Genomic DNA, 25076 nt, shown 5'->3' with positions numbered 1-25076 from the left:
GCGGCAAGTGGTCGCTCGTAGCGACGAAGGTTGGGCCCGGGGGCTTGGATCGAGCCGGTGCCACGTCCAAGGTAACAAACGATCCCCGCAAGGCAATTCCCGCACCAGGCGATACGTTCCGGGCGATACGCCAATGGCCCAGAGGACCGCTCAGGGGACCAGGACGACCTTGCCCGCCACGGACCGGGATTCGGCCAGGCGCAGGGCCTCGGCGGCCTTCGCGAGCGGGAGTTCGGCGGCGATCGTCGCGTGGATCTCGCCGCGCCGCAGGCCGTCGAGCACCTGGGTCAGATCCGCGCGCAGCCGCCGCCTGAAGCCCTTCGGGGCGTAGGCCTTTCCCGCCCAGAGGTTGTAGAAGTACGCCCGCCGGCCGTTGGGCAGCGCCTGCAGGACCCAGATTCTGCCGAGGAGCTTGAGGAAGGGCCGCATCTTGGGGCCCTCGCCGTCGAGGGTCGAGGCACTGCCGTACGAGACGAGCGTGCCGCCGCGCGCGAGCAGCCGCCAGGAGTCGTCGATGCTCCGCCCGCCCACATGGTCGAACACGGCGTCGACCCCGCCGGGCGCGAGCTCGCGGACGCGCGCCGGGATGTTCTCGGTGCGGTAGTCGACCGGCTCGACCCCCTGGGCGCGCAGGGCCTCGTGGTGGCGGGCCGATGCGGTGCCGATGACCCGTACGCCCGCGGCGAGGGCGAGCTGGACGAGCAGCGTGCCGACGCCGCCGTTGGCGCCGTGCACGAGGACGGTCTGCCCCCTGCGCACCCGGGCCTTGCGGTGCAGCATCTGCCAGGCGGTGACGCCGTTCTGGATGGCGGTCTCGGCCTCGGCGGCGCTCAGCCCTTCGGGCACGGGGACGGCATCCTCGGCGTCGAGGACGACATGGCTGGCCCAGCCGCCGATCTTGGTGAGCGCGGCGACCCGCTGCCCTTCGAGCGCCTGCGGCGCTCCCGGTCCGACGGCCGTCACACGGCCCACCAGGTCGTAGCCGGGCACGAAGGGGAACGCCGGCTGGTCGAAGTACCGGCCGCGGCGCATCTGCTGTTCGGCGAAGGAGACGCCGGTGGCTTCGACGGTGACGAGGACCTGGCCCGGTCCGGGCGCGGGGACCGGGCCGTGGCGGAGCTGGAGACCCTCGGGCTCGACCTTGCCGGGCAGGACGATCTCGGTGAGCTGCTGCTGTGCGGTGGGCTTGGTGGACATGGGGTCCGCCTTCCTTGATGGCCGTGCCGACGTGGAGACTCTCGCTTTCGTTATAAGTTGTAACTCCTCGGCGGAGTTGGAGTCAATAGCTTCAGTGATAGGGTCTAACCATGACGTCGACGACACCCCGCGAGCGCTACCGCACACAGGTGAAGGCCGAGATCAAGGCGAAGGCCTGGGAGCAGATCGCCGTCTCGGGCGCGCCCGGTCTGTCGCTGAACGCGATCGCCAAGCAGCTCGGCATGACGGGGCCGGCGCTCTACCGCTACTTCTCCTCGCGCGACGAGCTGCTCACCGAGCTGATCCGGGATGCGTACGGGTCGTTCTCGGCCGCGGTCGCCGCGGCGGGCGAGGTTGATCTGGCAGGCCTGGCCCGGGTCGTACGGGAGTGGGCGCTGGCGGATCCGCAGCGGTACTTCCTGACGTACGGGACGCCGGTGCCGGGGTATCAGGCGCCGGAGGACACCCGGGCGACCGCGCAGCAGGTCATGGACCGGCTCGTGGCGGCGTGTGCGGGGCTCGGGCCCGATCCCGAGATGCGGGCGGTGCGGGCCTGGACCCGGCTGCACGGGGTGCTCTCCCTCGAACTGGCGGGCCACTTCTCGGGGATGGATCTGGATCCGTCGGAGTTGTTCGAGGCCGAGGTCCGCTCGCTGTCTTGAGGCGGGTGAGTGGGTGCCTGCGGCGCTTTCTCCCCCAGCCCGCCCCTTCCCGAAACTGGGGGCTCCGCCCCCAAACCCCCTTTCGCGCTGAACGCGCTCGGCCTCAAACGCCGGACGGGCTGAAATCCGCCGGTCCGGCAATCCAGCCCCTGCGGCGATTGAGCAGATCCGAGCGAAGCTCGGATGCCGGGGTCCGGGGCGAAGCCCCGGTTTCGGGAAGGGGCGGGTAGGGGAAAAGTCAGTCCCTCAGGAGGTCAGGCACGCCAGCAGCATCCGGTGCGTCCACGGGCGCCGAGACCACCGTCAGCTGCTGCGTCGCGCGCGTCAGCGCCACGTACAGGACGCGCAGCCCCGCAGGGGACTCGTCGGCGATTTCCGCCGGGGAGACGACGATCGTGGCGTCGTACTCCAGGCCCTTCGCCTCCAGGCTGCCGAGCGCGACCACCCGCTCGCCCAGCGAGGAGAGCCAGCGCCGGGCCTCCTCGCGGCGGCGCATCGCCACGACCACGCCGACCGTGCCGTCGACCTGGTCGAGGAGGCGGGCGGCCTCCGCCCGTACGGTCGCGCCCAGATCGTCGCGTACGACCGCGAAACGCGGCTCCAGGCCCGTCGAGCGGACGGCCTTCGGCGAGGGCATGCCCGGCATCGCGAGCGCGAGCACCCTCGCCGCGAGGTCCGCGATCTCGGACGGATTGCGGTAGTTGACGGTCAGCTCGAAGCGGCGGCGCGGACGCGTGCCCAGGGCCTCGTCGCGCGCGGCGGCCGCGTCGTCCGGCTCGGACCAGGAGGACTGCGCGGGGTCGCCGACCACCGTCCAGGTCGCGTGCCGGCCGCGGCGGCCGACCATCCGCCACTGCATCGGGGTGAGGTCCTGGGCCTCGTCGACGATGACGTGGGCGTATTCGACGCGCTCCTGGGCGAGCCGCTCGGCGCGCTCGCGCTGGGTCTCCTCGCGCTGCGGCATCAGCTCTTCCAGACCGCTGAGCTGGTCCAGGGGGTCGAGTTCACGCTTGCGCTTGGGGCGGGCGGGCGTGCCGAGGATCGAGTTCAACTCGTCGAGCAGCGCCACGTCGTGGACCGTGTAGCCCTCGCGGCGCAGCGAGCGGGCGACCTTGCGGACCTCGCCGGGGTTGAGCACCCGCCGTCCCCAGCGGTTCAGGCGGCGCTCGTCCGCCATCGCCGCGAGCACCTTGCGCGGGGTCAGCTCCGGCCACCAGGCGTTCAGGAACGAGGTGAAGCTGTCCTCGTCGCTCACGTCGTCGTCGAAGGACGAGCGGAGTTCGGCGGCGAGCTCCGGGTCCGTGTGCCGTGCCGCCGCGCCCGACTTGGCCCACAGCGCGTCGAGCAGCAGCTTGCGGGCGCGCGGGCGCAGGAGGTTCACCGGTGCGGTGCCGCCGAGGGCGACCTGGCGGATCCGGCGCAGTTCGTCGGCGTCCAGCTCCAGGCGGCGGCCGAAGGCCACGACACGGAGCAGGTCGGTACGGACCGGGCTGCCTGCTTCCCGTACCTCTTCGTCGACGGCGTCGAAGGAGAGCTGGCTCTCGGCGGGCGCGGGCGGCGCGTCGAGCACCCCGCGGGCCGCCTTGCGCAGGACCTTGAGCATCCGCGAGGCGCCCTTGACCCGGGCGACCGCCGGATCGTCGTACAGCGTCGCCTCGACGCCGTCGACCAGGGAGCCGACCGCGCGGATCGCGACCTGGCCCTCCTCGCCGAGCGAGGGCAGGACGCCCTCGGTGTACGCGACGAGCAGCGGGGTCGGCGAGACGATCAGGATGCCACCGGAGTAGCGGCGGCGGTCCTGGTAGAGGAGGTACGCGGCGCGGTGCAGGGCGACGGCCGTCTTGCCGGTGCCGGGGCCGCCCTCCACGTACGTGACGGAGGCGGCGGGGGCGCGGATGACCAGGTCCTGTTCGGCCTGGATGGACGCCACGATGTCGCGCATCGAGTGGCTGCGGGCCTGGCCGAGCGCGGCCATCAGGGCGCCGTCGCCGAGGACCGCCAGCTCCTCGCCGTTCAGGCGTGCGGTGAGCTCCGGGCGCATGAGGTCGTCCTCGACGCCGAGCACCTTGCGGCCCTTGGAGCGGATGACGCGGCGGCGGACGACCCGGCCGGGGTCCACGGGCGTCGAGCGGTAGAAGGGCGCGGCGGCGGGCGCGCGCCAGTCGATGACCAGCGGCGAGTAGTCCGCGTCGAGGACGCCGATACGGCCGATGTGCAGCGTCTCCGCGATATCGGCGGTGTTGTCCGGGCGCACGGCGTCCTCGGCCGGCTCGACCGAGGTGTAGGCGCCGTCGGGGCCCTTCTTGCCGTCCTTGCCGAGCAGCAGGTCGATCCGGCCGAAGAGGAAGTCCTCGAACTCGTTGTTCAGGCGGTTCAGATGGATGCCCGCGCGGTAGACCTGCGCGTCGCGCTCGGCGAGTGCGCCGGGCGTGCCGACCTGGGAGCGCTTGGCAGCGTCCTGCATCAGGAACTCGGCCTCGTGGATCTTCTCCTCGAGGCGCGCATAGACCCGGTCGAGATGCCGCTGCTCGACACCGAGCTCCCGCTCCCGGGTCCCTGAGTGCTCCTGTGTTCCGGCGGGCACTCGCGTGCCGGACGGCGAGGCGGCATTGACGTCGGCCACCGAGGTCCCCTTCTACGTGCTGCTGCTCGATATGAGCAGCCGTCCACCGTAATCGAAGGGGACCCCGATGCGCACTATGCCTTTACGTCCACGAGCTTCTTGCCCTCGAAGGTACGTACCTCGAAATGGTCGATCTCGTCCGGATTCAGGGCCGCGCCGCCGTGGACGTACAGCGGCTTGGCCGCCCACTTGTCCGTGCTGCCCTCGATGCCGTAGCCCTGGTCGGGCACGGCCCACGAGGTGACCGTCTCCTCCTCGCCGTTCTTGCCCACGGCGATCAGCGAGCACTTCAGCGGGCCCTTGACGTTCTTGAGCTCGAGGACGGTGTGGGTGCCCCAGCCCTTCTTCTCGAGCCCGACCGTGGCCGTGACGTCGGTGTCCGGATCGGTCGCGCTGAGCTTCTCGTCCATGTGGTGGAAGAACGCGTCCTCGGCCGGGCTGGTCGAGTGGGCGCCCGGGGTGGTCGTGCCGCCCGTGTCGTTGACGGCGACGACCGTCAGCGGACCGCCGATGATCAACGCGGCCGCGGCGGCCACCAGATAGAAGCCGCGCCTGCGCTTCTGCGCGCGCTTGTGGGCGACCTCGCCGACGAGGTTGTCGAGGAGCCGCCGGCTGGGCTGCGCGGAGAGCTGGTCGCCCACCTGCCGTACCGGCTGCTGCGGCAGATCGGCGAGCGCGGCGAGCATCGGCTCCATGCCGGAGAGCTCGTCGAGCTGGGCCGCGCAGTAGGGGCAGCCGGACAGATGGGCCTCGAAGGCGGTGGCCTCGGCCTCGTCGAGGATGCCGAGCGCGTACGCGCCGACGGTCTCGTGGATGTCGGGCGTCTCGTGCATGCCCTGTGTGTCGGGCCCGTAGAAGCCGCTCATGCCGACACCCCCCGCTCCTGAAGCGCCAGCTTCATCGAACGAAGCGCGTAGAACACCCGGGAACGGACGGTGCCGCTGGGTATGCCGAGCACCTCGGCCGCTTCGTTGACCGTGCGTCCCTTGAAGTACGTCTCGACGAGGACCTCCCGGTGCGCGGGGGTCAGATCGTCGAGCGCGTCCGAAAGTGTCATCAGCCAAAGCGCCTTGTCGATCTCATCCTCCGCGGGGATGACCTCAAGTGGTGCCGGGTCGACCTCCTGCGGCCGGGCCTGCCGGCTGCGGTGTCCGTCGATGACGATACGCCGCGCGACCGTCACCAGCCAGGGGCGGACCGAGCCGGTGGCGGTCTGCAGCTGACCGGCGTTCTTCCACGCGCGGATCAGCGTCTCCTGCACCACGTCCTCGGCGCGCTGCCGGTCCCCGGCGACGAGCCGGAGCACGTACGCGAGCAGCGGGCCCGCGTGCTCCCGGTAGAGCGCGCGCATCAACTCCTCGTCCGGGGGGTCCTGTTGTGAGGCCGAGGGCACCCGGTGCCTGGCCCGCGGAGGTCGCTCGTCGGCCACTGCGGAATCCTTGCGCACGCCTGCCTCCGGTGTCCCCTGGTCGACGGGGGCTGCTCCCTGCTGCTTCGCCCGCTGCATCGCTCACTGCATCGCTCACTGCTTGCTCACAGGAGAGTTACGGGGAGGGCGGGCCGCGTGTTCAACGGGTCCGGAAACTTTTTCCTGACTGGCCGTTCAGGGGCGGGGGCCGACCGGTTGTGCTCGGGCGATGGCCGTACGGACGCTCGGGTGACCGTCGCACGGAGGCTCAGGTGACCGCCATGCGGCGGCGGTGCCGGGCGACTCTCTCCCGGTTGCCGCAGACCTCGCTGGAGCACCAGCGGCGCCGTCGCCCCCGGGACGTGTCCAGGTAGATGCGCGGGCAGTTGTCGCCCTCGCACTGGCGGATACGGGCCGCGGCCACGGGGTCCGTGAGCAGTTCGACGAAGTCCCGGGCGATCGCGGCGAGCAGGGCCGCGCAGTCGGGTTCCGCGTGCAGGACCCGCACGAGCCGGCCGTCCTCGGCGGGCACGGCGCGGGGTGCGGGCGGGGGCGCGGCGGCGGCCTCGTTGACCCGGGCGAGCGCGGCGGCGAAGGGCTTGCCGTCCAGAGGCGGCTCGCCCGCCACCAACTGGGCCATGTCCTGGCGCAGTTGACGGAACCGCTGTACGCAGTCGAGCCCGATCCGGTGCAGCCGGGTCCCCGCGGGCAGCAGGTCCGCGCTTCTCAGCCACTCCCCCAGCGCCTCGGCGCCGTCGAGCCGTTCCTCCGGGTGGGACGTGGCGAGCAGGTCGAGGCTGACCCGCCCGGCGTCGAACCGCGGCTCGTACGCGGCCGTACTCGCCACCATGCGCCTGTCACCGCCTTGTGGGGGTCGTCGGTGATTCCCTCACAGAGTGCCCGGCCAGGCGCGCGGCCGGAAGACCCCCGGCCCCTCCGGGGCCCGATCCAGGACCGGCCCTAGGAGAGCGGCGGCGGGTCGTCGTGCAGGATGCGCTGGAAGAGGAAGTGGTCCCGCCAGGCCCCGTTGATGTGCAGATACATGGGGGCGAACCCGATCTTCTCGAAGCCGCACTTGGCGAGCACGCGCTGCGAGGCCACGTTGTCGGTCAGCGTGGAGGCCTCGACGCGGTGCAGGCCCAGATCGTCGCGGGCGTGCGCGAGCATCGCCTCGGCGGCCCGCAGCGCGAGGCCGCGGCCGAGGTACTCGCCGTCGATCCAGTACCCGAGGCATGCGGTGCGGAAGGGCCCGAGGACGATCCCGGAGAGATCGGCACGGCCGATGACCTTGTCCCCGTGCGTGACGACCCAGCGTGCGGTGCCGTGCTCGGCGAGACGGGCGCGCTGGCCCTCCACGGTGTAGAACGCGTCGGACCGCAGGGGATCGGTGGAGCGCAGGTGCTCCCTGTTGCGCAGGTGCGCCTCGACGAGGGCCTGGGCGTCGTCCGGGGTCGCGGGCCGGATCTCGAACTCGTCTTCCTTCGCTTCGATCATCGACGCACGGTACACGGACGCGGCGCGGCGTGGACCCTCACGTATGGCGGCGAGTGATTCAGCCATGGTCAACTCCGCTTTCAACGACTTGACTTGGGCACATGACGACGACGCGCATACAAGGCCGGCGCACCGGCAGTCCGCTCCTGATCGCCGCCGTGCTGGTGAGCGGGCTCATGGCCGGGGTGTGGTTCGCCTACGCCACCTCCGTGATGGGGGCGCTGGGACGGGCCGACGACCGGACGTTCATCTCGGTGATGCAGGACATCAACGAGGTGATCCAGAACCCGGCGTTCTTCCTGGCCCTGTTCGGCGCCCTGGTGCTGCCCGCGGTGGCCGCGTGGCGGGTGCGCGGGGACCGGCCGCTGCTGCGCTGGGTGCTGGCCGGACTGCTCCTGTACGTGGGGGTGTTCGTGGTCACGTCGGGCGCGAGCGTGCCGCTCAACGACCAGCTCGCGGCCGCGGGCGATCCGGCGAAGATCGCCTCACCCGGTGCCGTACGGGAGGACTTCGAGGATCCGTGGGTGCTGTGGAACCTGGTGCGGTGCCTGCTCAACGTGGCGGCCGTGGTGTGCCTGAGCCGGGCGCTGGCGATCGCCGGCAGGCGTGCCGCGTGACGCCTGCGGCTTCCCCTTCGTGAAGATCATGGTGAGGGATGGGTGACGGGCCAGTGGTGAGGCCGAGCCGAAAGGCCCAACGAGGGATGTGTCCACCCATGGAGTTCAAGCTGCCCAAGCGGGCACTCTCGCTCGCCGTCGTCGGCGCGAGCGCCATAGGCGCCTCCGCCCTGGCCACGGGGTCGGCGTCCGCGGCCGACTGGAAGTGCGTCACGTCCAAGCGCACCATCGACGACGCGTCGGTTCCGGCAACGGATCGGCGAGCACGGCCACCTTCAAGGTGCGGGTGGGCAGCACGAGCGCGTACACGGACGGGACGCTGCGCTTCAACTGGCAGAACGACGGCAAGGGCGTCAGGAGCTACGGCTTCACCGGGACCCCTTCGCGGTGACCTCCTGAGCGGGCTGGGCGGCCCCACCCCTGCACGACCGGCCGCCTAGTCCGCGTACTTCGCGTCCGACGCCGGGTCGAGCGCGAGCCGGTACCCCCGCTTCACCACCGTCTGGATCACCTTCGGCACCCCGAGCGCCGCCCGCAGCCGCGCCATCGCCGTCTCCACCGCATGCTCGTCCCGGCCAGCGCCCGGCAGCGCGCGCAGCAGGTCGGCCCGGGACACCACCCAGCCGGGGCGGCGGGCAAGCGCCCGGAGCAGGGACATGCCCGCCGGCGGCACCGGACGCAGATCGCCGTCGACCACCGCCGCATGTCCGCGGATCTGCAGCTGATGGCCCGCGATGGGCAACGTACGGGAGCGGGCGGGGAGTTCGACGCACAGAAGCTGGACGAGGGGGCCGAGGCGGAAGCGCTCCGGCTGGACGGTGGTCACCCCGTGCGCCTGCAGGGGCAGCGCGGTGACCGGGCCCACGCAGGCCGGAAGCACATCGTGTTCGAGCGCGGCGAGCAGCTCCGCGTCCTGGCCGCGCTCGGCGGCCCGGGTCAGGAGCGAGGCCGCGGCGGGTGCGCTCGTGAACGTCAACGCGTCCACGCCACGCGCCAGTACGGCGTCGATCAGCCGGTCCACCGGCGTCAGGTCCTCCGGCGGCATCCACCGGTACACGGGGACGCCCACCACCTCGGCGCCGCCCGCCCGCAGCGCCTCGATGAAGCCGGGCAGCGGTTCGCCGTGCAGCTGCAGTGCGATACGGCGGCCGTCGACGCCCTCGTCGAGCAGCCGGTCGAGCACCTCGGCCATCGACTCGGAGGCCGGCGACCAGGCCTCGGTGAGCCCGGCCGCGCGGATGGCGCCCCGCACCTTGGGCCCGCGCGCGAGGAGTTCGACGCCGCGCAGGCGCGCGAGCAGGTCCTCGCCGATCCCCCAGCCGTCGGCCGCCTCGACCCAGCCGCGGAAGCCGATCGCGGTGGTCGCGACCACCACGTCGGGCGCGTGGTCCAGCAACTGCTTGGTCGCGGCGAGCAGTTCGCTGTCGTCGGCGAGCGGCACGATGCGCAGCGCGGGCGCGTGCAGCACGGTCGCGCCGCGCCGTTCGAGCAGCGCGCCCAGTTCGTCGGCGCGCCGGGCCGCCGTCACGCCGACGGTGAATCCGGCGAGCGGCTGCCCGGCCGAGCGAGGTGGTGTCTGGTCTGCCATGGTCTTGTCCCATCGTGCGGTCGACCGAGCCTGCCAAGGGTGCATGACAGGCTCGGTTCGCCCTCATTGCGCAGGTGTTACGCGACCCGGGAACCGGGTCGCGTGGCTCACACCTCCGCGTAGCTGAGCTGCGGCTTCGGCTCGGCCGCCGGCTGCTCCGACTCGGTCACCGGCTCGGTCCTGCGCAGGTATACGGCCCAGGTCACCACCGAGCACACCACGTAGACCCCGAGGAAGACCACGAAGGCCGCCGTCCCGGTCCCCGCGGTCTGGAACGACTGCCGGAACGCCAGGTTGATGCCGAGTCCGCCGACAGCGCCGACCGCACCGATCAGACCCATGGACGCGCCCGACAGACGCCGTGCCCAGGCGTCCGCGGCCTCGCCCGCCAGGCCCTTCGCGTACGCCTTCGCCGTGAAGATGCCGGGGATCATCTTGTACGTGGAGCCGTTGCCCAGGCCGCTCAGGATGAACAGGGCGATGAAGCCGACCAGGAAGACGGGCAGCGACTCCCGTACGGAAGCGAAGATCACCACCGAGGTGGCGACGCCCATCCCGGCGAAATTCCACAGCGTGATCCGCGCGCCGCCGTGCCGGTCCGCGAGCCGGCCGCCGACCGGCCGGATCAGCGAGCCGAGCAGCGGGCCGATGAAGGTGAGCGAGGCGGCCTGCAGCGGGGTGCGTCCGAACTGGGTCTGCAGCACGAGCCCGAAGGCGAAGCTGTAGCCGATGAAGGACCCGAACGTGCCGATGTACAGGAACGACATGATCCAGGTGTGCGGGTCGCGTACGGCGTCGAAAGCGGCGCCCGTGTCATTGCGCACCGGAGCGAGGTTGTCCATACGGATTGCGGCGAGCACCGCCGCGATCACGATCAGCGGAATGTACGCGCCGAGCAGGATCCGCGGGTGGCCCGCGCCCGCCGTACCGATGACGAGCAGGCCGACCAGCTGCACCACGGGCACACCGATGTTGCCGCCGCCCGCGTTGAGGCCGAGGGCCCAGCCCTTCTTCCGCAGCGGGAAGAAGGAGTTGATGTTGGTCATCGAGGAGGCGAAGTTGCCGCCGCCGACGCCGGCGAGCGCGGCCACCACCACGAAGGTCGTGTACGAGGTCCCGGGTTCCATCACCACGAACGCCGCGATCGTGGGGATGAGCAGCAGACACGCGCTGACGATGGTCCAGTTGCGTCCGCCGAAGATCGCCACCGCGAAGGTGTACGGCACCCGGATGATCGCGCCGACCAGCGTGGCCGTGCCGATCAGGAAGAACTTCCCGGCCGGGTCGACCCCGTACTCGGGGCCCATGAACAGGACCATCACCGACCACAGGGTCCAGATCGAGAACCCGATGTGCTCGCTGAAGACGGAGTACAGCAGATTGCGGCGGGCCACCTTCTCCCCGGTCCGCGCCCAGAACTCCTCGTCCTCCGGGTCCCACTGCTCGATCCAGCGGCCCCCCTTGCGTCCGCTTGTGGCAGCCGGTGCTGTCATCACGCCTCCACTCCCGCGTCGTCTGATCGTGGATGACGCTAGGGAGCGGTGATTTCAGGGCGGTGCCCGATCAGATGACCGCGGCGCAACCTTGCTCTCACCCGGAGCGCGGGGCCTGTGTGAGCGCACCGCACACGGATCAGCGGCTGTGCGCGCCACTCTTCCTCTGCTTCGTGCGGTTCGCGCCCTTCGGGTCCTTCGGGTCCTTCGAGTCCTTCGGGTCCTTCGACTTCTTCGATCCGTCGGGCCACAGCCGCGGCTTGCGCTTCGCGGCGATGTCCTCGACCCAGCCGAAGCAGGCGATGGCCCCGAAGACCAGCGGCCAGGTCAGCACGAACACCCAGATCTGATACGTGTCGGTGAAGCTGGCGCTGAGGTCGTGGCCGAAGGCGTCGTACAGGATCGGCCAGTCCCAGACCTGGTTGAGGAGCGCGAGGGCCACCTCGATGGCGAGGTTGTGCCAGAGATAGATCGTCACGGCGCGGTTGTTGGCGAGGGTGACGAGCTTGTCCCAGGCGGCGAGTCTGCCCGGCAGTTTCTCCCAGGACGGCGAGTACGTGAGCAGGATGGCGACGGCGCCGAGGGACCAGACGGCGTTGGCGAGCGGTGCCGCCTCGATGCTCTCGCCGAAGCCGACCTCGCGGGTGTACCACCACAGGGCTCCGGCCATCGCGAAGGCGGCGCCCGAGACCAGGATGTAGCGCGGTACGCGCTGCAGCATCCCGTCGTTGTGGGCGAAGCCCAGCATCCAGCAGGCCGCGTAGACGCTGGTGTCGAAGACCGAGTTGCCGAGCTCGCCGGGGAGGCTGACCCAGCCCTCCATCATCACGGCGACGATGATCAGCGGCGCCACCATGGTGGGCACGGGGAACCTGCGGAACAGCGGGAGCAGCAGCGGTGAGAGCACCACGAGCCAGAGGTAGGTGCGCAGATACCAGAGGGTCTCCACACCGTTCTGCAGCCACGAGGACTCCAGCAGGCCGCTGGGGAAGGCCGCCTCCTCCGGGAAGGGCGGTGCGCCCGCGGGCACGACGAAGTTGAGCATCGACAGCCAGCCCGAGAAGCCGCCGTCCTCGCCCGGGTCCCAGCCGTACATCAGGCCGAGCGGCACGACGGCCAGGGCGAGCAGCCACACCGGCGGCAGCAGCCTGCGCATCCGGCCCCTGATCACGCCGAGCGCGGGACGCGAGAGCGAACGGGCCATCAGCGAGCCGGCCAGGGCGAACATCACGCCCATGGACGGGAAGACCAGCGGCAGCCACCACCAGCCGAAGGTGTGCAGAAGCACCACACGGAAGAGCGCGACGGCGCGGAGCAGGTCGAGATAGCGGTCGCGGACGGGCCGCTTCTTCGCCGGCTCCGCCTCGGCGGGCGCCGGTTCCTCGGGCCCGGACGGCGGTGCGGGGAAGGGCACTTGGTGGTCCCAGGCCTCCTGCTGCGGCTGCTGCTGCGTCCAGCCCTGATGCGGCGGCGGCTGCTGCTGCGTCCAGTCCGTCTGCGTCCCGTAGGCCGCACCCTGCGCAGGTGCCGGACCCTGCAGACCATCCCTGACCCAGTCCGGCTGCTGTTCCCGGCCCCAGGTGATCGGGCTCGGTTCCTGCCCGGGCCCTGCGTAGGGCGCCGTCGACCGCTGCTCCGGCACCCCGTACGAGGGCCGGGCCGCGTCGTCCGGGGCACCGGACGCCGACGGCTCGTGGCGGTGCTTGCTCATCCCACCGGCCTCCGGTCCCCGCCGTGCGGCTGCGCGGGGATGCCGGGGGCGGAGCCCACCACACCGGTGCGCCGCAGCTTCTGCCAGCGCAGCCGGCCGCCGGTCATGGCGGTGATCCAGGACTGGAGCAGCACGACGTACATCAACTGCCGGTAGAGGATCTGCTGCAGCGGCAGCGAGATCAGATGCCGCATCTTCTCGCGGTCGAGCCGGAAGGCGTACGCGGCACAGACGGCCTGGATCGCGAGGACGCCGAGCCACGCGATGATCGTCCTCTCGGTCGGGCCGAAGATGAGCCCGTACAGGAGGAAGACGTCGATCAGCGGCGCCAGCAGCGGAGCGAGCACCATGAACAGCGAGACCAGCGGAAGACCGACCCGCCCGAAGCGGCCCGAGGGACCGCGCTCGATGATGGCGCGCTTGTGCTTCCACATCGCCTGCATCGTGCCGTACGACCAGCGGTAGCGCTGCGACCAGAGCTGCTGCACGGTCTCGGGGGCCTCGGTCCACGCGCGGGCGTTCTCCGCGTAGACCACCCGCCATCCGTCGCGGTGCAGGGCCATGGTGATGTCGGTGTCCTCGGCGAGCGTGTCGTCGCTCATCCCGCCGACCCGCTCGAGCGCCGAGCGGCGGAAGGCGCCGACGGCACCGGGGATCGTGGGCATGCAGCGCAGGAGGTCGTACATCCTGCGGTCGAGGTTGAAGCCCATCACGTACTCGATGTGCTGCCAGGCGCCGATCAGCGAGTCCTTGTTGCCGACCTTGGCATTGCCCGCGACCGCGCCCACGCGCGGGTCGCCGAAGGGCTGCACCAGCTCGCGGACGGTGGACGGCTCGAAGACGGTGTCGCCGTCCATCATCACGATCAGGTCGTGACGGGCGTTCGCCACACCGCGGTTGAGCGCCGCGGGCTTTCCGGCGTTGTGCTGGCGCACCACCCGTACACCCGGCAGCCGCAGGCTCTCCACGAGGCGCGCGGTGCCGTCGGTGGAGCCGTCGTCGATGACGATCACCTCGATGGGGTGATCGCTGCTCACCAGCGAACGCACGGTGTTCTCGATGCACTTGGCCTCGTTGTACGCCGGGACGAGCACCGACACCGGCTCGAGCACCGGCGGGCCCCAGCGGAAGTCGCGGCGCCTGGTGCGGCGGGCGTGCACGACGGAGAGCACCAGCATCAGGCCGAAGCGGCCGATGACCAGGACACCGATCACGGCGAGACCCGCGACCAGGACGGAGGTCACGTGCTCGGAGGCCTGGACGGCGTAGACGAAGGCCTTGCCCTTCCACAGGTCGAGCCCGGTCACCTCGATATGGGCGCTCTGGACGTCGAGCGCACCGGTCAGATGCGTGAAGTCATAGCCCTTGGCCTGCAGTTCGGGGATGAAGCGGTCGAGGGCCGCCACGGTCTGCGAGCGGTCGCCGCCGGAGTCGTGCATCAGCACGATCGCGCCCTTGCCGCCCTTGGGGGTGGCTTTCTTGATGATCGCGTCGACGCCGGGGCGCTTCCAGTCCTCGCTGTCGTTGTTGTTGACGACCGTGATGTAGCCGCGGCTGCCGATGTACTCGGTCACGGGCCAGGACTGGTTGTCGAAGGCGTCGTTGAATGAGGAGTACGGCGGCCTGAACAATGTTGTCCGGATTCCGGCCGAGCCCGCGAGCGTCAACTGGTTCTGCGAGAGCTCCCAGTCGATACGGCTCTTCGACTGGTAGGAGAGATCGGGGTGGTTGAAGGTGTGCAGACCGATCTCGTGCCCTTCGTCGACCATCCGCTGCACGAGGTCGGGGTGGCGCGAGGCCATCGTGCCCGCGACGAAGAAGACGGCCTGCGCGTCGTGCTCCTTCAGCACGTCGAGCACCTTCGGCGTCCACGTGGGGTCGGGGCCGTCGTCGAAGGTGAGCACGAGCTTCTTGCGCGGGACCTGACGGGTGGTGATGGAGTCCTTGCGCGCGTCGATCACGGGCCCGCCGCCGAGCACGCGGTGCGGCACCTGGTCGGTGGCCGCGGGCGGGCGCACCCGGTGGTCGGCGAGGATCTCGCTGTGCGTGTAACCGCGCAGCATCAGCATCGCGAGCAGCGCGACGAGGAAGAGCAGCGGCAGCAGATACCGCAGGGGGACGCGGCGGCGGCGCACCGCGCCGGATGTGCGGGGGGTCATAGAGCGGCGCCTGCCTGAAGGACGTTGCTGTCGGCGGGGGTGTCCGCACCCGATTCGGCCACCACTCCGTTGACGCCGCCGTTCTGGTTGTCGGGCGGGTCAGGGGTCAGCGTGGGATCCGGGTCGGGCGTGGTGGGGTCGGGGCCGGGCTCCGACGGGGACGGGTCGGGGTCCGGTGTGCTGGGATCCGGGTCGGGATCGGGTTGGGTCGTGGTGGGCTTCCCGGAGGGCTTGGCGGAACTCGACGCGCTCCCGGTCGGCTTCGGCGAGCCCGTGATCCCTGTGGACAGCGTGGGATCCGGGGCGCCGGCGACGCTCTCACCGGGCCCGGGGGGCGTCCCCGTACTGGCGGTGGCATCGCCCGGACCGGTGGGCGAGGGTGACGGCTTCACCTTGCTCGCCGGTTTGTCGTCCTTGCCGATGTCCGGCATCCAGGGCGCGTCCGAGTTCCCCGAGGCGAGCGTGGACACGAGCACGACGGCGTAGACCGCGCAGACCACGCCCATGATCCAGCCGATCCGGCGGATCCTGCGGCCACGGCTGCCCGATTCGTCCACGAACACCGGTTTATCCGAGGCCTCTTGAGTCTCGGCTGCCACCAACTCGCTGTCCCTGAGGCGGCCCAGGCCGTCGATCTGAACGGTGACCTCGTTCGGATCATGCGTATGCCCCGACAGGGCGTCTTCGCGCCAATTCTCCACTGATGTACGCCTATTCCCCCAAGGAACCGACGGGGCTCACAAGAGACCGGTGCTCACCACTGAACCGGGCCCCCACCCGGTGTGCGGTGCACCTCTCTTCACTCCGCGCTTATACGACGAATGTAGCGCAGAAGGGTGACCCTCTGGTTCAGATGTCCATGGCTACAAGCCGCTCCCCGTACGTTCCTCCGGGCCGCACCCGCTCTCGCCTTCGCATCGTGGGGGACACGACTCGCCAGGAGGCTGGTTCCTCGGTTCGGCAAAACTTTCCCCATACGAGTCGGAGGTGCCCGCCTCCGACTCGTATGCCTTCGCGTCTCAGCAGCCCGGGTGCTTGCTCCAGGAGCACTCGATGTCCGAAATCACCTCGGCCGAGCGGTTCTTGAGTGGCTTGATCGTTGCGGCCCCGCCGGCATCGGAGGAGGCGAGCGTGACCACGACGGCGTCCTCGATGCTCTTCACGGACGAGGCGAGGTAGTTGTTGAGCACGATCGCGTAGACCAGTTCCCGACCGTCCTTGTCCTTCACGTAGCCGGAGAGCGCCGACGCGCCCGTCAGCGACCCCGTCTTCGCCCGGGCGTTGAGCGCGGCCGGCGTGCCGCACATACGGGACCGCAGGGTGCCGCCGACGAACCGGTCCGGGTCGCAGGCCACGGGCAGGGACCGCAGCCAGTCCGGGTACCAGGGCTCCTGCCGTACGGAGAGCAGCAGTTCGACCAGCTGCGCGGCGGGGAAGTTGTTCATGCGCGAGAGCCCGGAGCCGTCCACCTGCCGCATGCGGGCGCTGTCCACGCCCGCATGCTTCAGATACCCGCTGATGGCGGTGAGCCCGGCGCTCCACGTACCGCGGCCGGACTTCTCGTATCCGATGGCCTTGGTGAGCGCCTCGGCGTGCATGTTGTTCGACAGCTTCATGAACGGTACGAGGAGATCCTTGAGCGGCATGGAACGGTGAACTGCCAGCTCCTGAGCGGTTTGTGGCGCTTTGCGCCCGAGCTGTGTCCGGCCGAGGACCCGTACGCCCTCGTCCGCGAGCGCCCGCCGGAAGACGTCGGCCGCGTAGCCGGTGGGCTCCCAGACGGTGGCCCACTCCTTGGCGGGGTCGTCACCGGCCGCGATGCCGCCGCTGACCACGATCTCGTTCGTACCGTGCCGGCGTTCGACGGCGAGGGTGCCGTCCTGTCCGGCGGGCAGGGTCTCGGCCTGATTGACGATCTCGACGTATCCGGTCCGCGGCGTGACGGCGACGCGCGGCCGGTCGCCCGCCGCGGCGCCCGGGAACACCTCGACGATCACCGTTCCCGAGTCGTAGTCCTTGTCGGGTGCGACGGTGAGGGCGGAGATCTGTGCCGAGTAGTACGAGGACTCGTCGTCGGCGGCCCAGCTCCGGCCGAGCCGCTGGGAGTCGAACCGGGTGTCGTCGGCGACGAGTCCGCCGGTGACGGTCCGTACGCCGCGGTCCGCGACGGCGGCGGCGAGCGCGCGGTAGTCCTCCGCCAGGGCCGTGGGGTCCCCGCTCCCGCGCAGATAGAGGTCCCCCTGCAGTACGGAGCCGCGGCGCGGCCCGTCGGCCAGGGCCTCGGTGGTGAACCGGTAGTCGGTGCCGAGCAGTTCGGCCGCCGCGGCGGAGGTGACCAGTTTCGTGTTGGAGGCCGGCATCAGGCGGTCGCCCGCCTCGTGCCGGTAAAGCACCTCCCCGCTGCCGGCATCGGCGACGACGACGCTCGCCGCGCCGCCGTCCATCCGCGGATCGGCGAGGATCGTCTCGATGGCCTCGGTGAGCCCGGGCCTGGGGGCCGCCGCACTGTCCGCGCCGGCGGGCCCACTCCAGGTGAGCACGGTGACGGCGAGACCGACGACGAGGGGCAGGGCGAGAGTCCGCTTGCGCATACGTCCCAGAGGTCTGCTCATGGCACTGGAGCATCCCGGATTCGGGGCGGGTGCGACAGAAGGCGTGGGGGGCGGGGGCGCTTTCAGGAGGGTGCGGGTACTTGCGGGCGCGCGCCGGGGCCCCTTCACACATCGCCGGTAATTCGTTACGAATCGTCCCTATCGCCGCAATGGCGACTTCTTACGCTCGAAGCAGGGGACAGCGATACGGAGTACCACCATGACCTCGACTTACCCGCACACCACCCGCGCCGCGGCGGCGCCGGACACCTCGGCCGCCCTGTTCGGCCACGCGTCCCATGTCGTGTGCCTGCTCACGGGCTTCCCGTACCTGGCGTGGATCCCGGCCCTGTGCCTGAAGGCCGCCGCCAAGAACGACCATGACCGCGCCCACGCCACGACGGCCCTGAACTTCGCCCTGACCCAGCTGATCGTCTGGACCGTCTGGGCGGCGGCCTTCGTCACGGCGCTCCTGGCGGTTTCGTCGACCGCGGCCGCCGTCGCCCTGGTCGTCCTCGGCCTCGCCGGCCTGGCGTATTTCGCTCTCGGAGTGCGGCACACTTTCCGCGCGCTGTTCCACGCGTATCGCATCGAGCCGTTTCGCTATCCGGCGTATCTGGCGTTCCGTATGGTGCGGTAGGAAAGCGCACGCCTCTGCAGCGCATAACGCACGCCGCAGCCCCGCAATGCGATGTCCGATATCCGCCAGCGCCTGCCTTCCCGAGCGTGGATGCTGAATTCCATGACGCCGACTTACGCCATCAAGGCCATCGACCCGACCGTACTGAAGCAGCTCCGCGAGCAGGACGACGCCGGACACACCCGCGCTCCCCTCACCGATTCCGAGGGCGGGGCACCGCTGCGCTGCTGTCTGCGGCGCAGCGCGGTCGGGGACCGGATCGTGCTGGTGTCGTACGCGCCACTGCGGCGCTGGGCCGCGGCCACCGGCGCCGAGCCCGGCGCGTACGACGAATACGGACCGGTCTTCATCCACGCCGAGGAGTGCACGGGTCCGGGCCGGGCCCGGCCCCACTCGCCTATCCCGCCGACTTGCACGGCGACCGCCGCGTCCTGCGGATGTACAGCGCGGAGGGACGCATCCTCGGCGGCCGCCTCCTGGAGATCCCCCCGGCCCGCGCCACCGAGGTCGACCAGGCCCTCACCGAGACCTTCGCAGACCCGGCAGTGGCCCTCGTCCACGTCAGGGCCGTGGAATACGGCTGCTTCATGCTGGAGGCCCAGCGCCTGCCATAGCCACCGCGCCAGGCGAACCCGGGTCTACTCCGCGGGACACACCTCATGACCCAAGGTCCAGAACCCCGCCTTCGCCAGGACCCACTCCCCCGACACCGGATCGTCCAGTGTCTCCCGGTCCACGAACGCGAAGCTCACCCGCACCTTCTCGCCGGGCGACAACCAGAGGTCCCGCTGCCCGAAGGGATACTCCCTGACCTCCCACCGGCACCCCGCATCGACCAGGGCAGAGATCAGGTCGGACTCGGTGACCTGTGCATCGAAAGTCCGCTGTCCCGGGCCCGGGCCCGGCAACTCCACCGTGTCCAGGACGAGCGACAGCGTCAGCGATCTGAGCGTCCGGCAGCGGCAGATGAGCAGCTCGACCGACCCCGAACCGAAGCGGCGCGGCCACCGAGCCTTGCGGCTCACCGGCCCGAGGTCCTCGGGTTCCCCGTACGCGGCGGCGATGTCGGCCAGCCCTGCCCCGGGCGACAGCGCACCCATCCCGCCCGTCGCGGCCAGCCGCGCCAGCTCCTCCACCAAGGTCATCCCGAGATGATCGCACCGGTCGGGCCCCAACAGAAAACCCCCGGTCCGACGAGTGAATCGTCAGGCCGGGGGCCACATGGGGTGGTGGAGATGGCGGGAATCGAACCCGCGTCCAACGGTGCTGAATCAGGGCTTCTCCGTGTGCAGTTCGCTGTGCTTTTCTCGGCCCCGGCAATCACGCGAACAAGTCGCCGACGGGCCCAGTCACTGTTTGATTTCCTCTTTCACCCCGTGACCGGGTGAAAGAGTTTAGTTCCCTAGATTATGCCAGGATCCGGGTCGGGAACTTCCCCGGGCTGACACCCTTTTAGGGTCCTTCAGTCGCTGTTATTAGGCAGCGAGGGCGAAGGACTGGGAATCGCTCTTGGTGTTGGCGATTATTGGTTGCGACATATGGTTAACGAGATCATTGCCGCTTCCTCGACACGCTTCCCCTGCTTCGACATCCGCTGTCGAAACCGATCATCCCCATGTTGATTTTTCAAAGCCGGACCCCCCGGAGGAGGCCCACGCACCTTCGGTGAGGTGCAGATCCCATCGTACGGGAACAGCGCCTGGCGAGGCCAACTTATTTCCGACCGGACCGACCGGAGGCTACGAGCGCTCCCTGCGCTTGGCCGCCGACATCGCCCGGTCCGCCTCGCGCCGGTCCTGCTTCTCGCGGAGTGTCTGCCGCTTGTCGTACTCCTTCTTGCCCTTGGCGAGCGCGATCTCCACCTTCGCCCGGCCGCCCTTGAAGTACAGGACGAGCGGCACGATCGTGTGCCCCGTCTCCTGCAGCTTCGAGGCGAGCTTGTCGATCTCGGAGCGGTGCAGCAGGAGCTTGCGCTTGCGGCGCGCGGAGTGGTTGGTCCAGGTGCCCTGGGCGTACTCGGGCACGTGCACGTTGTGCAGCCACGCCTCATGGTCGTCGATCTGCACGAAACCGTCCACGAGCGAGGCCCTGCCCTGCCGCAGCGACTTCACCTCGGTCCCCGTGAGCACGAGACCGCACTCGTACGTGTCGAGAATGATGTAGTCGTGCCGCGCCTTCTTGTTCTGCGCGACGAGCTTGCGCTCGGGACCCTTGTCCTTCGCCTCGGACTTCCGGGTCTGCTTCATCTTGGCCATAGTGCTGGCCATTTTCGCACTACGAGGGGGGTCCGAGGCCACCCAATACTGTGCGGGCCCTGGACTCGGCGTCGTCGTCCGCCTTCAGGTCCGGTGTGATGCCCCGCCCGTCGACCCCGCGGCCCGACGGAGTGCGGTAGTGGCCGACGGTCAGCTCGGCGACCGAGCCGTCGGGAAGGCGGGTCGGCATCTGGACCGACCCCTTGCCGAAGGTGCGCGAGCCCACGACGACCGCGCGGCCGCGGTCCTGGAGGGCGCCGGCGAGCAGTTCGGCCGCGCTCATCGTGCCGCCGTCGACGAGCACGACCAGGGGTCTGGAGGTCTCGCCGCCGCGGATCGCGTGCAGCGCCCGCTGTTCGCCCCGTACGTCATAGGTCGCCACGAGACCACCGTCGAGGAAGGCCGAGGCGGCGTCCACCGCCTCGGCGACCAGGCCTCCGGAGTTGCCGCGCAGGTCGAGCAGGATGCCGTGGCCCGCGGGCGCCGACTTCACCGCCTTGCGGACCTCGGCGCCCGACCCCTTGGTGAAGGAGGCCACCTTGACCAGCCGGGTGCCGTCGGCGAAGTCCCGTACCGTGACGGTCTGCTTGGCGAGGGTGGCGCGGTGCAGGGTGGCTTCCCAGGTGCGCTTGCCGCGCTGCAGGCCGAGCGTGACCGCGCTGCCGGGGCCCGCGCCCTCACCGCCGCGCAGCAGCCGTACGACATCGGCCGTGGGACGGCCGTCGAGCCGCTGTCCGTCGATGGACCGCAGCCGGTCGCCCGCGGTGATGCCGGCCCGTTCCGCAGGTCCGCCGTGCTGCACTGCCGCGACCTCGATCCGTCCGGAGCCCGCACGCCGGGCCCACAGGCCCACGCCCGTGTACTCGCCGTCGAGGGACTGCTCGAACTCCTCGAACTCCTCCTCGTCGTACACCTTGCCCCAGCGGTCGCCGCTGCGGCTGACCGCTTCCCTGGCGGCGTCGGTGGGCGACTTGCCGTCGGCCATCGCCTCGGCGGCGGCCTCGGAGACGTCCTGGGCGACGGGGGTGGAACGGGGTGGGGCCTCGGCCGGCTCGTGCGGCTCCGAGCCGAAGGAGCCGGTGGCGGCTCCGGCGGCGAGCACGCTCGCGAAGAGCAAGGTCAGGCCCGCCCCGCGGCGCATGCCGCGGGGTCTGCGGAAGAGGCTCGAGGGGCCTGACATGTCGGCGAGTCTAGGACAACAAGGGGCGCCGTACGGTCGGTTGACCGTACGGCGCCCTGGACATGTCTCACACCTTCAGGTACTTGCGCAGCGCGAAGAACGCGGCAAGACCGGGCATCAGGAGTCCGATCACGATCACGAACGGAAGGACCGCGAGGACCTCGTTCCAGCCGACGAAGTTCACCAGGGGCATCTTGTCGGCGAGTTCGAGACCGTGGTCGATCATGAAGTAGCGCCCGCCCACGAGCAGCACGGTCGCAAGGCCCGCGCCGAGGACGCCGGCGAAGGCCGCCTCCATGATGAACGGCAGCTGGATGTAGAAGCTGGACGCGCCGACGAGCCGCATGATGCCGGTCTCGCGGCGGCGGCTGAAGGCCGATACGCGCACGGTGTTCACGATCAGCATCAGCGCGACGACCAGCATCAGGCCCATCAGCGCGAGCGCCGCCACGTTCATGCCGTTGAGCAACTCGAAGAGCTTGTCGACGGTGTCTCTCTGGTCCTGCACCGACTGCACCCCGGGGCGGTCGGAGAAGGCGCTGGAGATGACCTTGAACTTCTCGGGGTCGTCCAGCTTGACCCGGAACGACTCCTGCATCTGGTCCGGCGTGAGGCTCTGGGCCAGCGGCGAGTTGCCGTACTGCTCCTTGTAGTGCTTGTACGCCTGGTCGCTGGTCTCGAAGAGGACGTTCTCGACCGGGTCCAGCTTGTTGAGGTCGGCCTCGATCGTCTTCTTCTGCGCCGCGGTCACCGCGCCCTCGGTGCAGTTGGGGTCGGACTCCGCGTCGCCCTTGTTGCAGAGGTAGATGGCGACGTTGACCTTGTCGTACCAGTAGCCCTTCATCACGCTGACCTGCTTGAGGCCGAGCAGGGCACCGCCGAACAGCGCGAGCGACAGGGCTACAGAGACGATCACCGCGATGGTCATCGTGAGATTACGGCGGAGACCGACGCCGATCTCCGACAGGACGAATTGGGCGCGCATGGCGTCCTTTCAATGCTCGGGTTGCTCTGTGCCTCAGTGCTGGTAGCCGTAGACGCCGCGCGACTGGTCGCGCACCAGGCGGCCGCCTTCCAGCTCGATGACGCGCTTGCGCATCTGGTCCACGATGTTCTGGTCGTGGGTGGCCATCACCACGGTGGTGCCCGTGCGGTTGATGCGGTCCAGCAGCTTCATGATGCCCACGGAGGTCTGCGGGTCCAGGTTTCCGGTGGGCTCGTCCGCGATCAGCAGCATCGGACGGTTCACGAAGGCGCGGGCGATGGCCACGCGCTGCTGCTCACCACCGGACAGCTCGCCCGGCATGCGCTCTTCCTTGCCGCCGAGGCCGACCAGGTCGAGCACCTCGGGGACGGTCTTGCGGATGGTGCCGCGCGGCTTGCCGATGACCTCGAGCGCGAACGCGACGTTCTCGCCGACGGTCTTGTTGGGCAGCAGCCGGAAGTCCTGGAACACGGTGCCCAGCTGGCGCCGGATGTGCGGCACCTTCCAGTTGGACACCTTGCCGAGGTCCTTGCCGAGCACATGCACCTGGCCCTGGCTGCAGCGCTCCTCGCGCAGGATCAGCCGCAGGAAGGTCGACTTTCCGGAGCCGGAGGACCCCACAAGGAAGACGAACTCGCCGCGCTCGATCTCCAGGGAGACATCTCTGAGTGCGGGACGGGTCTGCTTGGGGTAGGTCTTGGAGACGTTGTCGAATCGGATCACGGATGCACCACGAGTCGCCGGGGGTAGGTGAGCGTGACCATACGCGAACCGGGGTGCGCGGCGCAGGGGGCGGCTGGGGTTGCGCGTGAGTTGTGCGATTTGTCGCGTATCCGCCGCGGTTCTCGTCTGGTACGGGAGGGGAACAGACCGGTCCGAATCAGGCCCTGCGTCCCTGGTGGGCGGCCTGTCGGGCGGGGGCGGCGCAGGGGCTCTTCCCGTGGGGCGCGCCGAATCGTGGCGAAGCTGGCACAGTGGTAGGGGGAACCGCCGAGTTCCCGGAAGCGTTGTGCGCGGTGAGACCATGCGGTGGGTACCCGCCGCAATGGGATGCGTGACGCGGCTTGGCCCGCGCGGGAGGAGGACAGGCGCATGACCTATGACCGATTGGTGTGCGCGAACTGTGCTGCGCCCGTCAGCGAAGGCCGGTGCCCTGTGTGCCGGGCGAATCGTGAGCGGCTCGAGCAGCAGGGTCCGTTCGGCGGGCTGAATCCGGTGACGCTGATAGCGCTGCTCGTGATGGTGGTCGCGGCGATGGCGCTGGTGGCGCATCAGGCGACGGCTTAGCGGCAGACAGGCTGCCCCGAGCGTGGTGCGGCCCTGACGGCCTGCGGCCTCTTTCAGGCTCGCGGCCCCCTGAAGACATGAGAAAGGCCCGGAGCCTGGTGGCTCCGGGCCTTCTCACTGTCTCGGTGCAGCTGCCTCAGTGCGCTCAGACAGCGGCGTTACGGCCGGAGACCAGGCGCGGGAGCAGCCGGAAGCCGATACCGCCCGCGATCATGGTCGCGGCACCGATCAGGAGAGCCGTGGTCTCGGCGGCACCGGTCTCGGCGAGCTCGCCGCCACCGTTGCCGGTCTCGGCCGGGGCAGTGCCCGTGTCCTCGAGACCTTCCTTGCCGCCCTGCTCGACGGGCTGGTTGCCCTCGTTGTCGGGGTCGGTCTCGTTGCCGCCGGTGCTGGAGCCGCCGCCGTTGTCGGAGCCACCGTTACCGGAGCCGCCGCCGTTGCCGGAGCCACCGTTACCGGAGCCGCCGTTGCCGGAACCGTTGGAGACGCCACCGTCGGTGTCGCCGCCAGTGGTGCCGCCATCGGTCGTGCCACCGTCAGTGGTGCCACCGTCGGTGCCGCCATCGGTCGTACCACCGTCGGTCGTGCCACCGTCGGTGCCGCCATCGGTCGTGCCACCGTCAGTGGTGCCACCGTCGGTGGTGCCACCATCGGTCGTACCACCGTCGGTCGTGCCACCGTCGGTGCCGCCGTCGGTGCCGCCGTTGTCACCACCCTCGGAGACGCCGCCGACGGTGTCACCGCCACCATCGGTACCGCCGTCAGCGCCACCGTCGGCACCGGGCAGGTCGACGTCGACACCGAGGCCGCCCTCGTCCGCGGTGGCGCTCACGCCACCCAGAGGGCCGAGGTCCACGTCCACGCCGGCGGCCGAGGCCGCGCCCGCCGCCGTCAGCGACGCACCGGCCGCGATCACGGCGCCGGCGGCTATTCGCGCAACGCGGATCCGCGTCTTCTTGGTCATCTGGCTGCTACCCCCAGTAGCTGATCTCGTCAATGGAGCAGCTGTAGTTGGGGCCACGGCCCGGCGGGGTTTGCTGTTCTCGTACGGGACTGCCTCACTGAGGGCCCGTCCCGCTCGCCCCGTTCACACCCGCCCCAGACATACGCATGCTTCGCAGCAGCCTGTCCAGAGTTGAGAGTTACGTCAAGGTCAGTACGCGCAGGATGCCCGTTTCATAATCAC

The 25076-nt window shown here is 70.2% G+C and carries 22 protein-coding genes, 1 other RNA gene and 1 pseudogene; 5 read left to right on the top strand and 19 right to left on the bottom strand.

What is annotated here, in order from left to right:
* Positions 1-150 precede the first annotated feature (150 nt).
* Entirely contained in the window at positions 151-1197 is a 1047-nt protein-coding gene (locus tag H9Y04_RS37350) for a medium chain dehydrogenase/reductase family protein (RefSeq protein ID WP_187818643.1), read from the bottom strand.
* Positions 1198-1307: 110 nt separating this feature from the next.
* On the opposite strand from H9Y04_RS37350, the gene H9Y04_RS37345 reads away from it, so the two are divergent.
* The gene (locus H9Y04_RS37345) at positions 1308-1859 is read left to right on the top strand and encodes a TetR/AcrR family transcriptional regulator (RefSeq protein WP_187818642.1); all 552 of its coding nucleotides are present in this window, start codon (positions 1308-1310) and stop codon (positions 1857-1859) included.
* 238 nt (positions 1860-2097) lie between these two features.
* Here the strand turns inward: H9Y04_RS37345 and H9Y04_RS37340 are convergent, their stop codons facing one another.
* The 5 genes from H9Y04_RS37340 to H9Y04_RS37320 form a co-directional block, all read right to left on the bottom strand.
* Positions 2098-4443 carry a HelD family protein gene (locus H9Y04_RS37340; RefSeq protein WP_187818702.1) on the bottom strand — a complete coding sequence of 782 codons (2346 nt, stop codon included), beginning with the start codon at positions 4441-4443 and terminating at the stop codon, positions 2098-2100.
* A gap of 113 nt (positions 4444-4556) precedes the next feature.
* Complete coding sequence (locus H9Y04_RS37335; protein ID WP_187818641.1) at positions 4557-5348, bottom strand: anti-sigma factor family protein; 792 nt, start codon at positions 5346-5348, stop codon at positions 4557-4559.
* The gene (locus tag H9Y04_RS37330; protein WP_214662012.1) at positions 5345-5989 is read right to left on the bottom strand and encodes a sigma-70 family RNA polymerase sigma factor; all 645 of its coding nucleotides are present in this window, start codon (positions 5987-5989) and stop codon (positions 5345-5347) included. Before H9Y04_RS37330 ends, H9Y04_RS37335 begins: the two co-directional genes overlap by 4 nt.
* 169 nt (positions 5990-6158) lie before the next feature.
* Complete coding sequence (locus tag H9Y04_RS37325) at positions 6159-6740, bottom strand: CGNR zinc finger domain-containing protein (RefSeq protein ID WP_187818639.1); 582 nt, start codon at positions 6738-6740, stop codon at positions 6159-6161.
* Between the two features lie 110 nt (positions 6741-6850).
* Complete coding sequence (locus tag H9Y04_RS37320; protein ID WP_187818638.1) at positions 6851-7384, bottom strand: GNAT family N-acetyltransferase; 534 nt, start codon at positions 7382-7384, stop codon at positions 6851-6853.
* A 101-nt stretch (positions 7385-7485) separates the two neighbouring features.
* On the opposite strand from H9Y04_RS37320, the gene H9Y04_RS37315 reads away from it, so the two are divergent.
* The gene (locus H9Y04_RS37315) at positions 7486-8001 is read left to right on the top strand and encodes an anthrone oxygenase family protein (RefSeq protein ID WP_187818637.1); all 516 of its coding nucleotides are present in this window, start codon (positions 7486-7488) and stop codon (positions 7999-8001) included.
* A gap of 436 nt (positions 8002-8437) precedes the next feature.
* Here H9Y04_RS37315 and H9Y04_RS37310 read toward each other — a convergent pair whose 3' ends face one another.
* The 6 genes from H9Y04_RS37310 to dacB form a co-directional block, all read right to left on the bottom strand.
* Positions 8438-9589, bottom strand: coding sequence for a uroporphyrinogen-III synthase (locus tag H9Y04_RS37310; RefSeq protein ID WP_187818636.1), 1152 nt, complete (start codon positions 9587-9589; stop codon positions 8438-8440).
* A 107-nt stretch (positions 9590-9696) separates the two neighbouring features.
* Positions 9697-11082 carry a nitrate/nitrite transporter gene (locus tag H9Y04_RS37305; RefSeq protein ID WP_187818635.1) on the bottom strand — a complete coding sequence of 462 codons (1386 nt, stop codon included), beginning with the start codon at positions 11080-11082 and terminating at the stop codon, positions 9697-9699.
* A gap of 139 nt (positions 11083-11221) precedes the next feature.
* Positions 11222-12793, bottom strand: a complete 1572-nt coding sequence (locus tag H9Y04_RS37300) for an acyltransferase family protein (protein WP_187818634.1) — start codon at positions 12791-12793, stop codon at positions 11222-11224.
* The gene (locus tag H9Y04_RS37295) at positions 12790-14952 is read right to left on the bottom strand and encodes a bifunctional polysaccharide deacetylase/glycosyltransferase family 2 protein (protein ID WP_187818633.1); all 2163 of its coding nucleotides are present in this window, start codon (positions 14950-14952) and stop codon (positions 12790-12792) included. Before H9Y04_RS37295 ends, H9Y04_RS37300 begins: the two co-directional genes overlap by 4 nt.
* The gene (locus H9Y04_RS37290) at positions 14949-15653 is read right to left on the bottom strand and encodes a hypothetical protein (protein ID WP_187818632.1); all 705 of its coding nucleotides are present in this window, start codon (positions 15651-15653) and stop codon (positions 14949-14951) included. Before H9Y04_RS37290 ends, H9Y04_RS37295 begins: the two co-directional genes overlap by 4 nt.
* Before the next feature lie 318 nt (positions 15654-15971).
* The gene (gene dacB / locus H9Y04_RS37285; RefSeq protein WP_187818631.1) at positions 15972-17564 is read right to left on the bottom strand and encodes a D-alanyl-D-alanine carboxypeptidase/D-alanyl-D-alanine endopeptidase; all 1593 of its coding nucleotides are present in this window, start codon (positions 17562-17564) and stop codon (positions 15972-15974) included.
* Between the two features lie 199 nt (positions 17565-17763).
* Here dacB and H9Y04_RS37280 point away from each other — a divergent pair, with 199 nt between their 5' ends.
* Both H9Y04_RS37280 and H9Y04_RS37275 read left to right on the top strand, forming a co-directional pair.
* Complete coding sequence (locus tag H9Y04_RS37280; RefSeq protein ID WP_187818630.1) at positions 17764-18183, top strand: magnetosome magnetite crystal formation protein family; 420 nt, start codon at positions 17764-17766, stop codon at positions 18181-18183.
* Between the two features lie 102 nt (positions 18184-18285).
* Positions 18286-18797: pseudogene (locus H9Y04_RS37275) on the top strand (DUF1203 domain-containing protein).
* 24 nt (positions 18798-18821) lie between these two features.
* On the opposite strand, the gene H9Y04_RS37270 reads toward H9Y04_RS37275, so the two are convergent.
* The 6 genes from H9Y04_RS37270 to ftsE all read right to left on the bottom strand — a co-directional run bounded on the left by H9Y04_RS37270 (position 18822) and on the right by ftsE (position 23326).
* A complete protein-coding gene (locus tag H9Y04_RS37270) occupies positions 18822-19328 on the bottom strand; it encodes a hypothetical protein (protein ID WP_187818629.1) in 507 nt (168 codons plus the stop codon).
* 82 nt (positions 19329-19410) lie between these two features.
* Positions 19411-19798, bottom strand: a transfer-messenger RNA (tmRNA) gene (ssrA, locus tag H9Y04_RS37265).
* A gap of 124 nt (positions 19799-19922) precedes the next feature.
* Positions 19923-20438 (bottom strand): SsrA-binding protein SmpB, encoded by a 516-nt coding sequence (gene smpB / locus H9Y04_RS37260; RefSeq protein ID WP_187818701.1) that lies wholly within the window; start codon positions 20436-20438, stop codon positions 19923-19925.
* Positions 20439-20457: 19 nt separating this feature from the next.
* Positions 20458-21618, bottom strand: coding sequence for a S41 family peptidase (locus H9Y04_RS37255; RefSeq protein WP_187818628.1), 1161 nt, complete (start codon positions 21616-21618; stop codon positions 20458-20460).
* A 67-nt stretch (positions 21619-21685) separates the two neighbouring features.
* The gene (gene ftsX / locus H9Y04_RS37250) at positions 21686-22603 is read right to left on the bottom strand and encodes a permease-like cell division protein FtsX (RefSeq protein WP_187818627.1); all 918 of its coding nucleotides are present in this window, start codon (positions 22601-22603) and stop codon (positions 21686-21688) included.
* A 33-nt stretch (positions 22604-22636) separates the two neighbouring features.
* Positions 22637-23326, bottom strand: a complete 690-nt coding sequence (gene ftsE, locus H9Y04_RS37245) for a cell division ATP-binding protein FtsE (RefSeq protein WP_052578648.1) — start codon at positions 23324-23326, stop codon at positions 22637-22639.
* Positions 23327-23695: 369 nt separating this feature from the next.
* On the opposite strand from ftsE, the gene H9Y04_RS37240 reads away from it, so the two are divergent.
* Positions 23696-23890, top strand: coding sequence for a hypothetical protein (locus H9Y04_RS37240; RefSeq protein ID WP_187818626.1), 195 nt, complete (start codon positions 23696-23698; stop codon positions 23888-23890).
* A 145-nt stretch (positions 23891-24035) separates the two neighbouring features.
* On the opposite strand, the gene H9Y04_RS37235 is transcribed toward H9Y04_RS37240, so the two are convergent.
* Positions 24036-24854 carry a hypothetical protein gene (locus H9Y04_RS37235; protein WP_187818625.1) on the bottom strand — a complete coding sequence of 273 codons (819 nt, stop codon included), beginning with the start codon at positions 24852-24854 and terminating at the stop codon, positions 24036-24038.
* Between the last annotated feature and the right edge of the window lie 222 nt (positions 24855-25076).

The sequence above is a fragment of the Streptomyces polyasparticus genome, assembly GCF_014493765.1.
In the GTDB taxonomy this organism is placed as follows: Bacteria; Actinomycetota; Actinomycetes; order Streptomycetales; family Streptomycetaceae; genus Streptomyces; species Streptomyces polyasparticus.
This window is presented reverse-complemented; position numbering and strand designations above follow the sequence as displayed.

Bases quoted from the DNA above. Each gene is read 5' to 3' on its own strand.
- H9Y04_RS37350 (WP_187818643.1), bottom strand. From the start codon at position 1,197: ATGTCCACCAAGCCCACCGCACAGCAGCAGCTCACCGAGATCGTCCTG.
- H9Y04_RS37345 (WP_187818642.1), top strand. From the start codon at position 1,308: ATGACGTCGACGACACCCCGCGAGCGCTACCGCACACAGGTGAAGGCC.
- H9Y04_RS37335 (WP_187818641.1), bottom strand. From the start codon at position 5,348: ATGAGCGGCTTCTACGGGCCCGACACACAGGGCATGCACGAGACGCCC.
- H9Y04_RS37330 (WP_214662012.1), bottom strand. From the start codon at position 5,989: ATGCAGCGGGCGAAGCAGCAGGGAGCAGCCCCCGTCGACCAGGGGACA.
- H9Y04_RS37325 (WP_187818639.1), bottom strand. From the start codon at position 6,740: ATGGTGGCGAGTACGGCCGCGTACGAGCCGCGGTTCGACGCCGGGCGG.
- H9Y04_RS37320 (WP_187818638.1), bottom strand. From the start codon at position 7,384: ATGATCGAAGCGAAGGAAGACGAGTTCGAGATCCGGCCCGCGACCCCG.
- H9Y04_RS37315 (WP_187818637.1), top strand. From the start codon at position 7,486: ATGACGACGACGCGCATACAAGGCCGGCGCACCGGCAGTCCGCTCCTG.
- H9Y04_RS37310 (WP_187818636.1), bottom strand. From the start codon at position 9,589: ATGGCAGACCAGACACCACCTCGCTCGGCCGGGCAGCCGCTCGCCGGA.
- H9Y04_RS37305 (WP_187818635.1), bottom strand. From the start codon at position 11,082: ATGACAGCACCGGCTGCCACAAGCGGACGCAAGGGGGGCCGCTGGATC.
- H9Y04_RS37300 (WP_187818634.1), bottom strand. From the start codon at position 12,793: ATGAGCAAGCACCGCCACGAGCCGTCGGCGTCCGGTGCCCCGGACGAC.
- H9Y04_RS37295 (WP_187818633.1), bottom strand. From the start codon at position 14,952: ATGACCCCCCGCACATCCGGCGCGGTGCGCCGCCGCCGCGTCCCCCTG.
- dacB (WP_187818631.1), bottom strand. From the start codon at position 17,564: ATGAGCAGACCTCTGGGACGTATGCGCAAGCGGACTCTCGCCCTGCCC.
- H9Y04_RS37280 (WP_187818630.1), top strand. From the start codon at position 17,764: ATGACCTCGACTTACCCGCACACCACCCGCGCCGCGGCGGCGCCGGAC.
- H9Y04_RS37270 (WP_187818629.1), bottom strand. From the start codon at position 19,328: ATGACCTTGGTGGAGGAGCTGGCGCGGCTGGCCGCGACGGGCGGGATG.
- smpB (WP_187818701.1), bottom strand. From the start codon at position 20,438: ATGGCCAAGATGAAGCAGACCCGGAAGTCCGAGGCGAAGGACAAGGGT.
- H9Y04_RS37255 (WP_187818628.1), bottom strand. From the start codon at position 21,618: ATGTCAGGCCCCTCGAGCCTCTTCCGCAGACCCCGCGGCATGCGCCGC.
- ftsX (WP_187818627.1), bottom strand. From the start codon at position 22,603: ATGCGCGCCCAATTCGTCCTGTCGGAGATCGGCGTCGGTCTCCGCCGT.
- H9Y04_RS37240 (WP_187818626.1), top strand. From the start codon at position 23,696: ATGACCTATGACCGATTGGTGTGCGCGAACTGTGCTGCGCCCGTCAGC.
- H9Y04_RS37235 (WP_187818625.1), bottom strand. From the start codon at position 24,854: ATGACCAAGAAGACGCGGATCCGCGTTGCGCGAATAGCCGCCGGCGCC.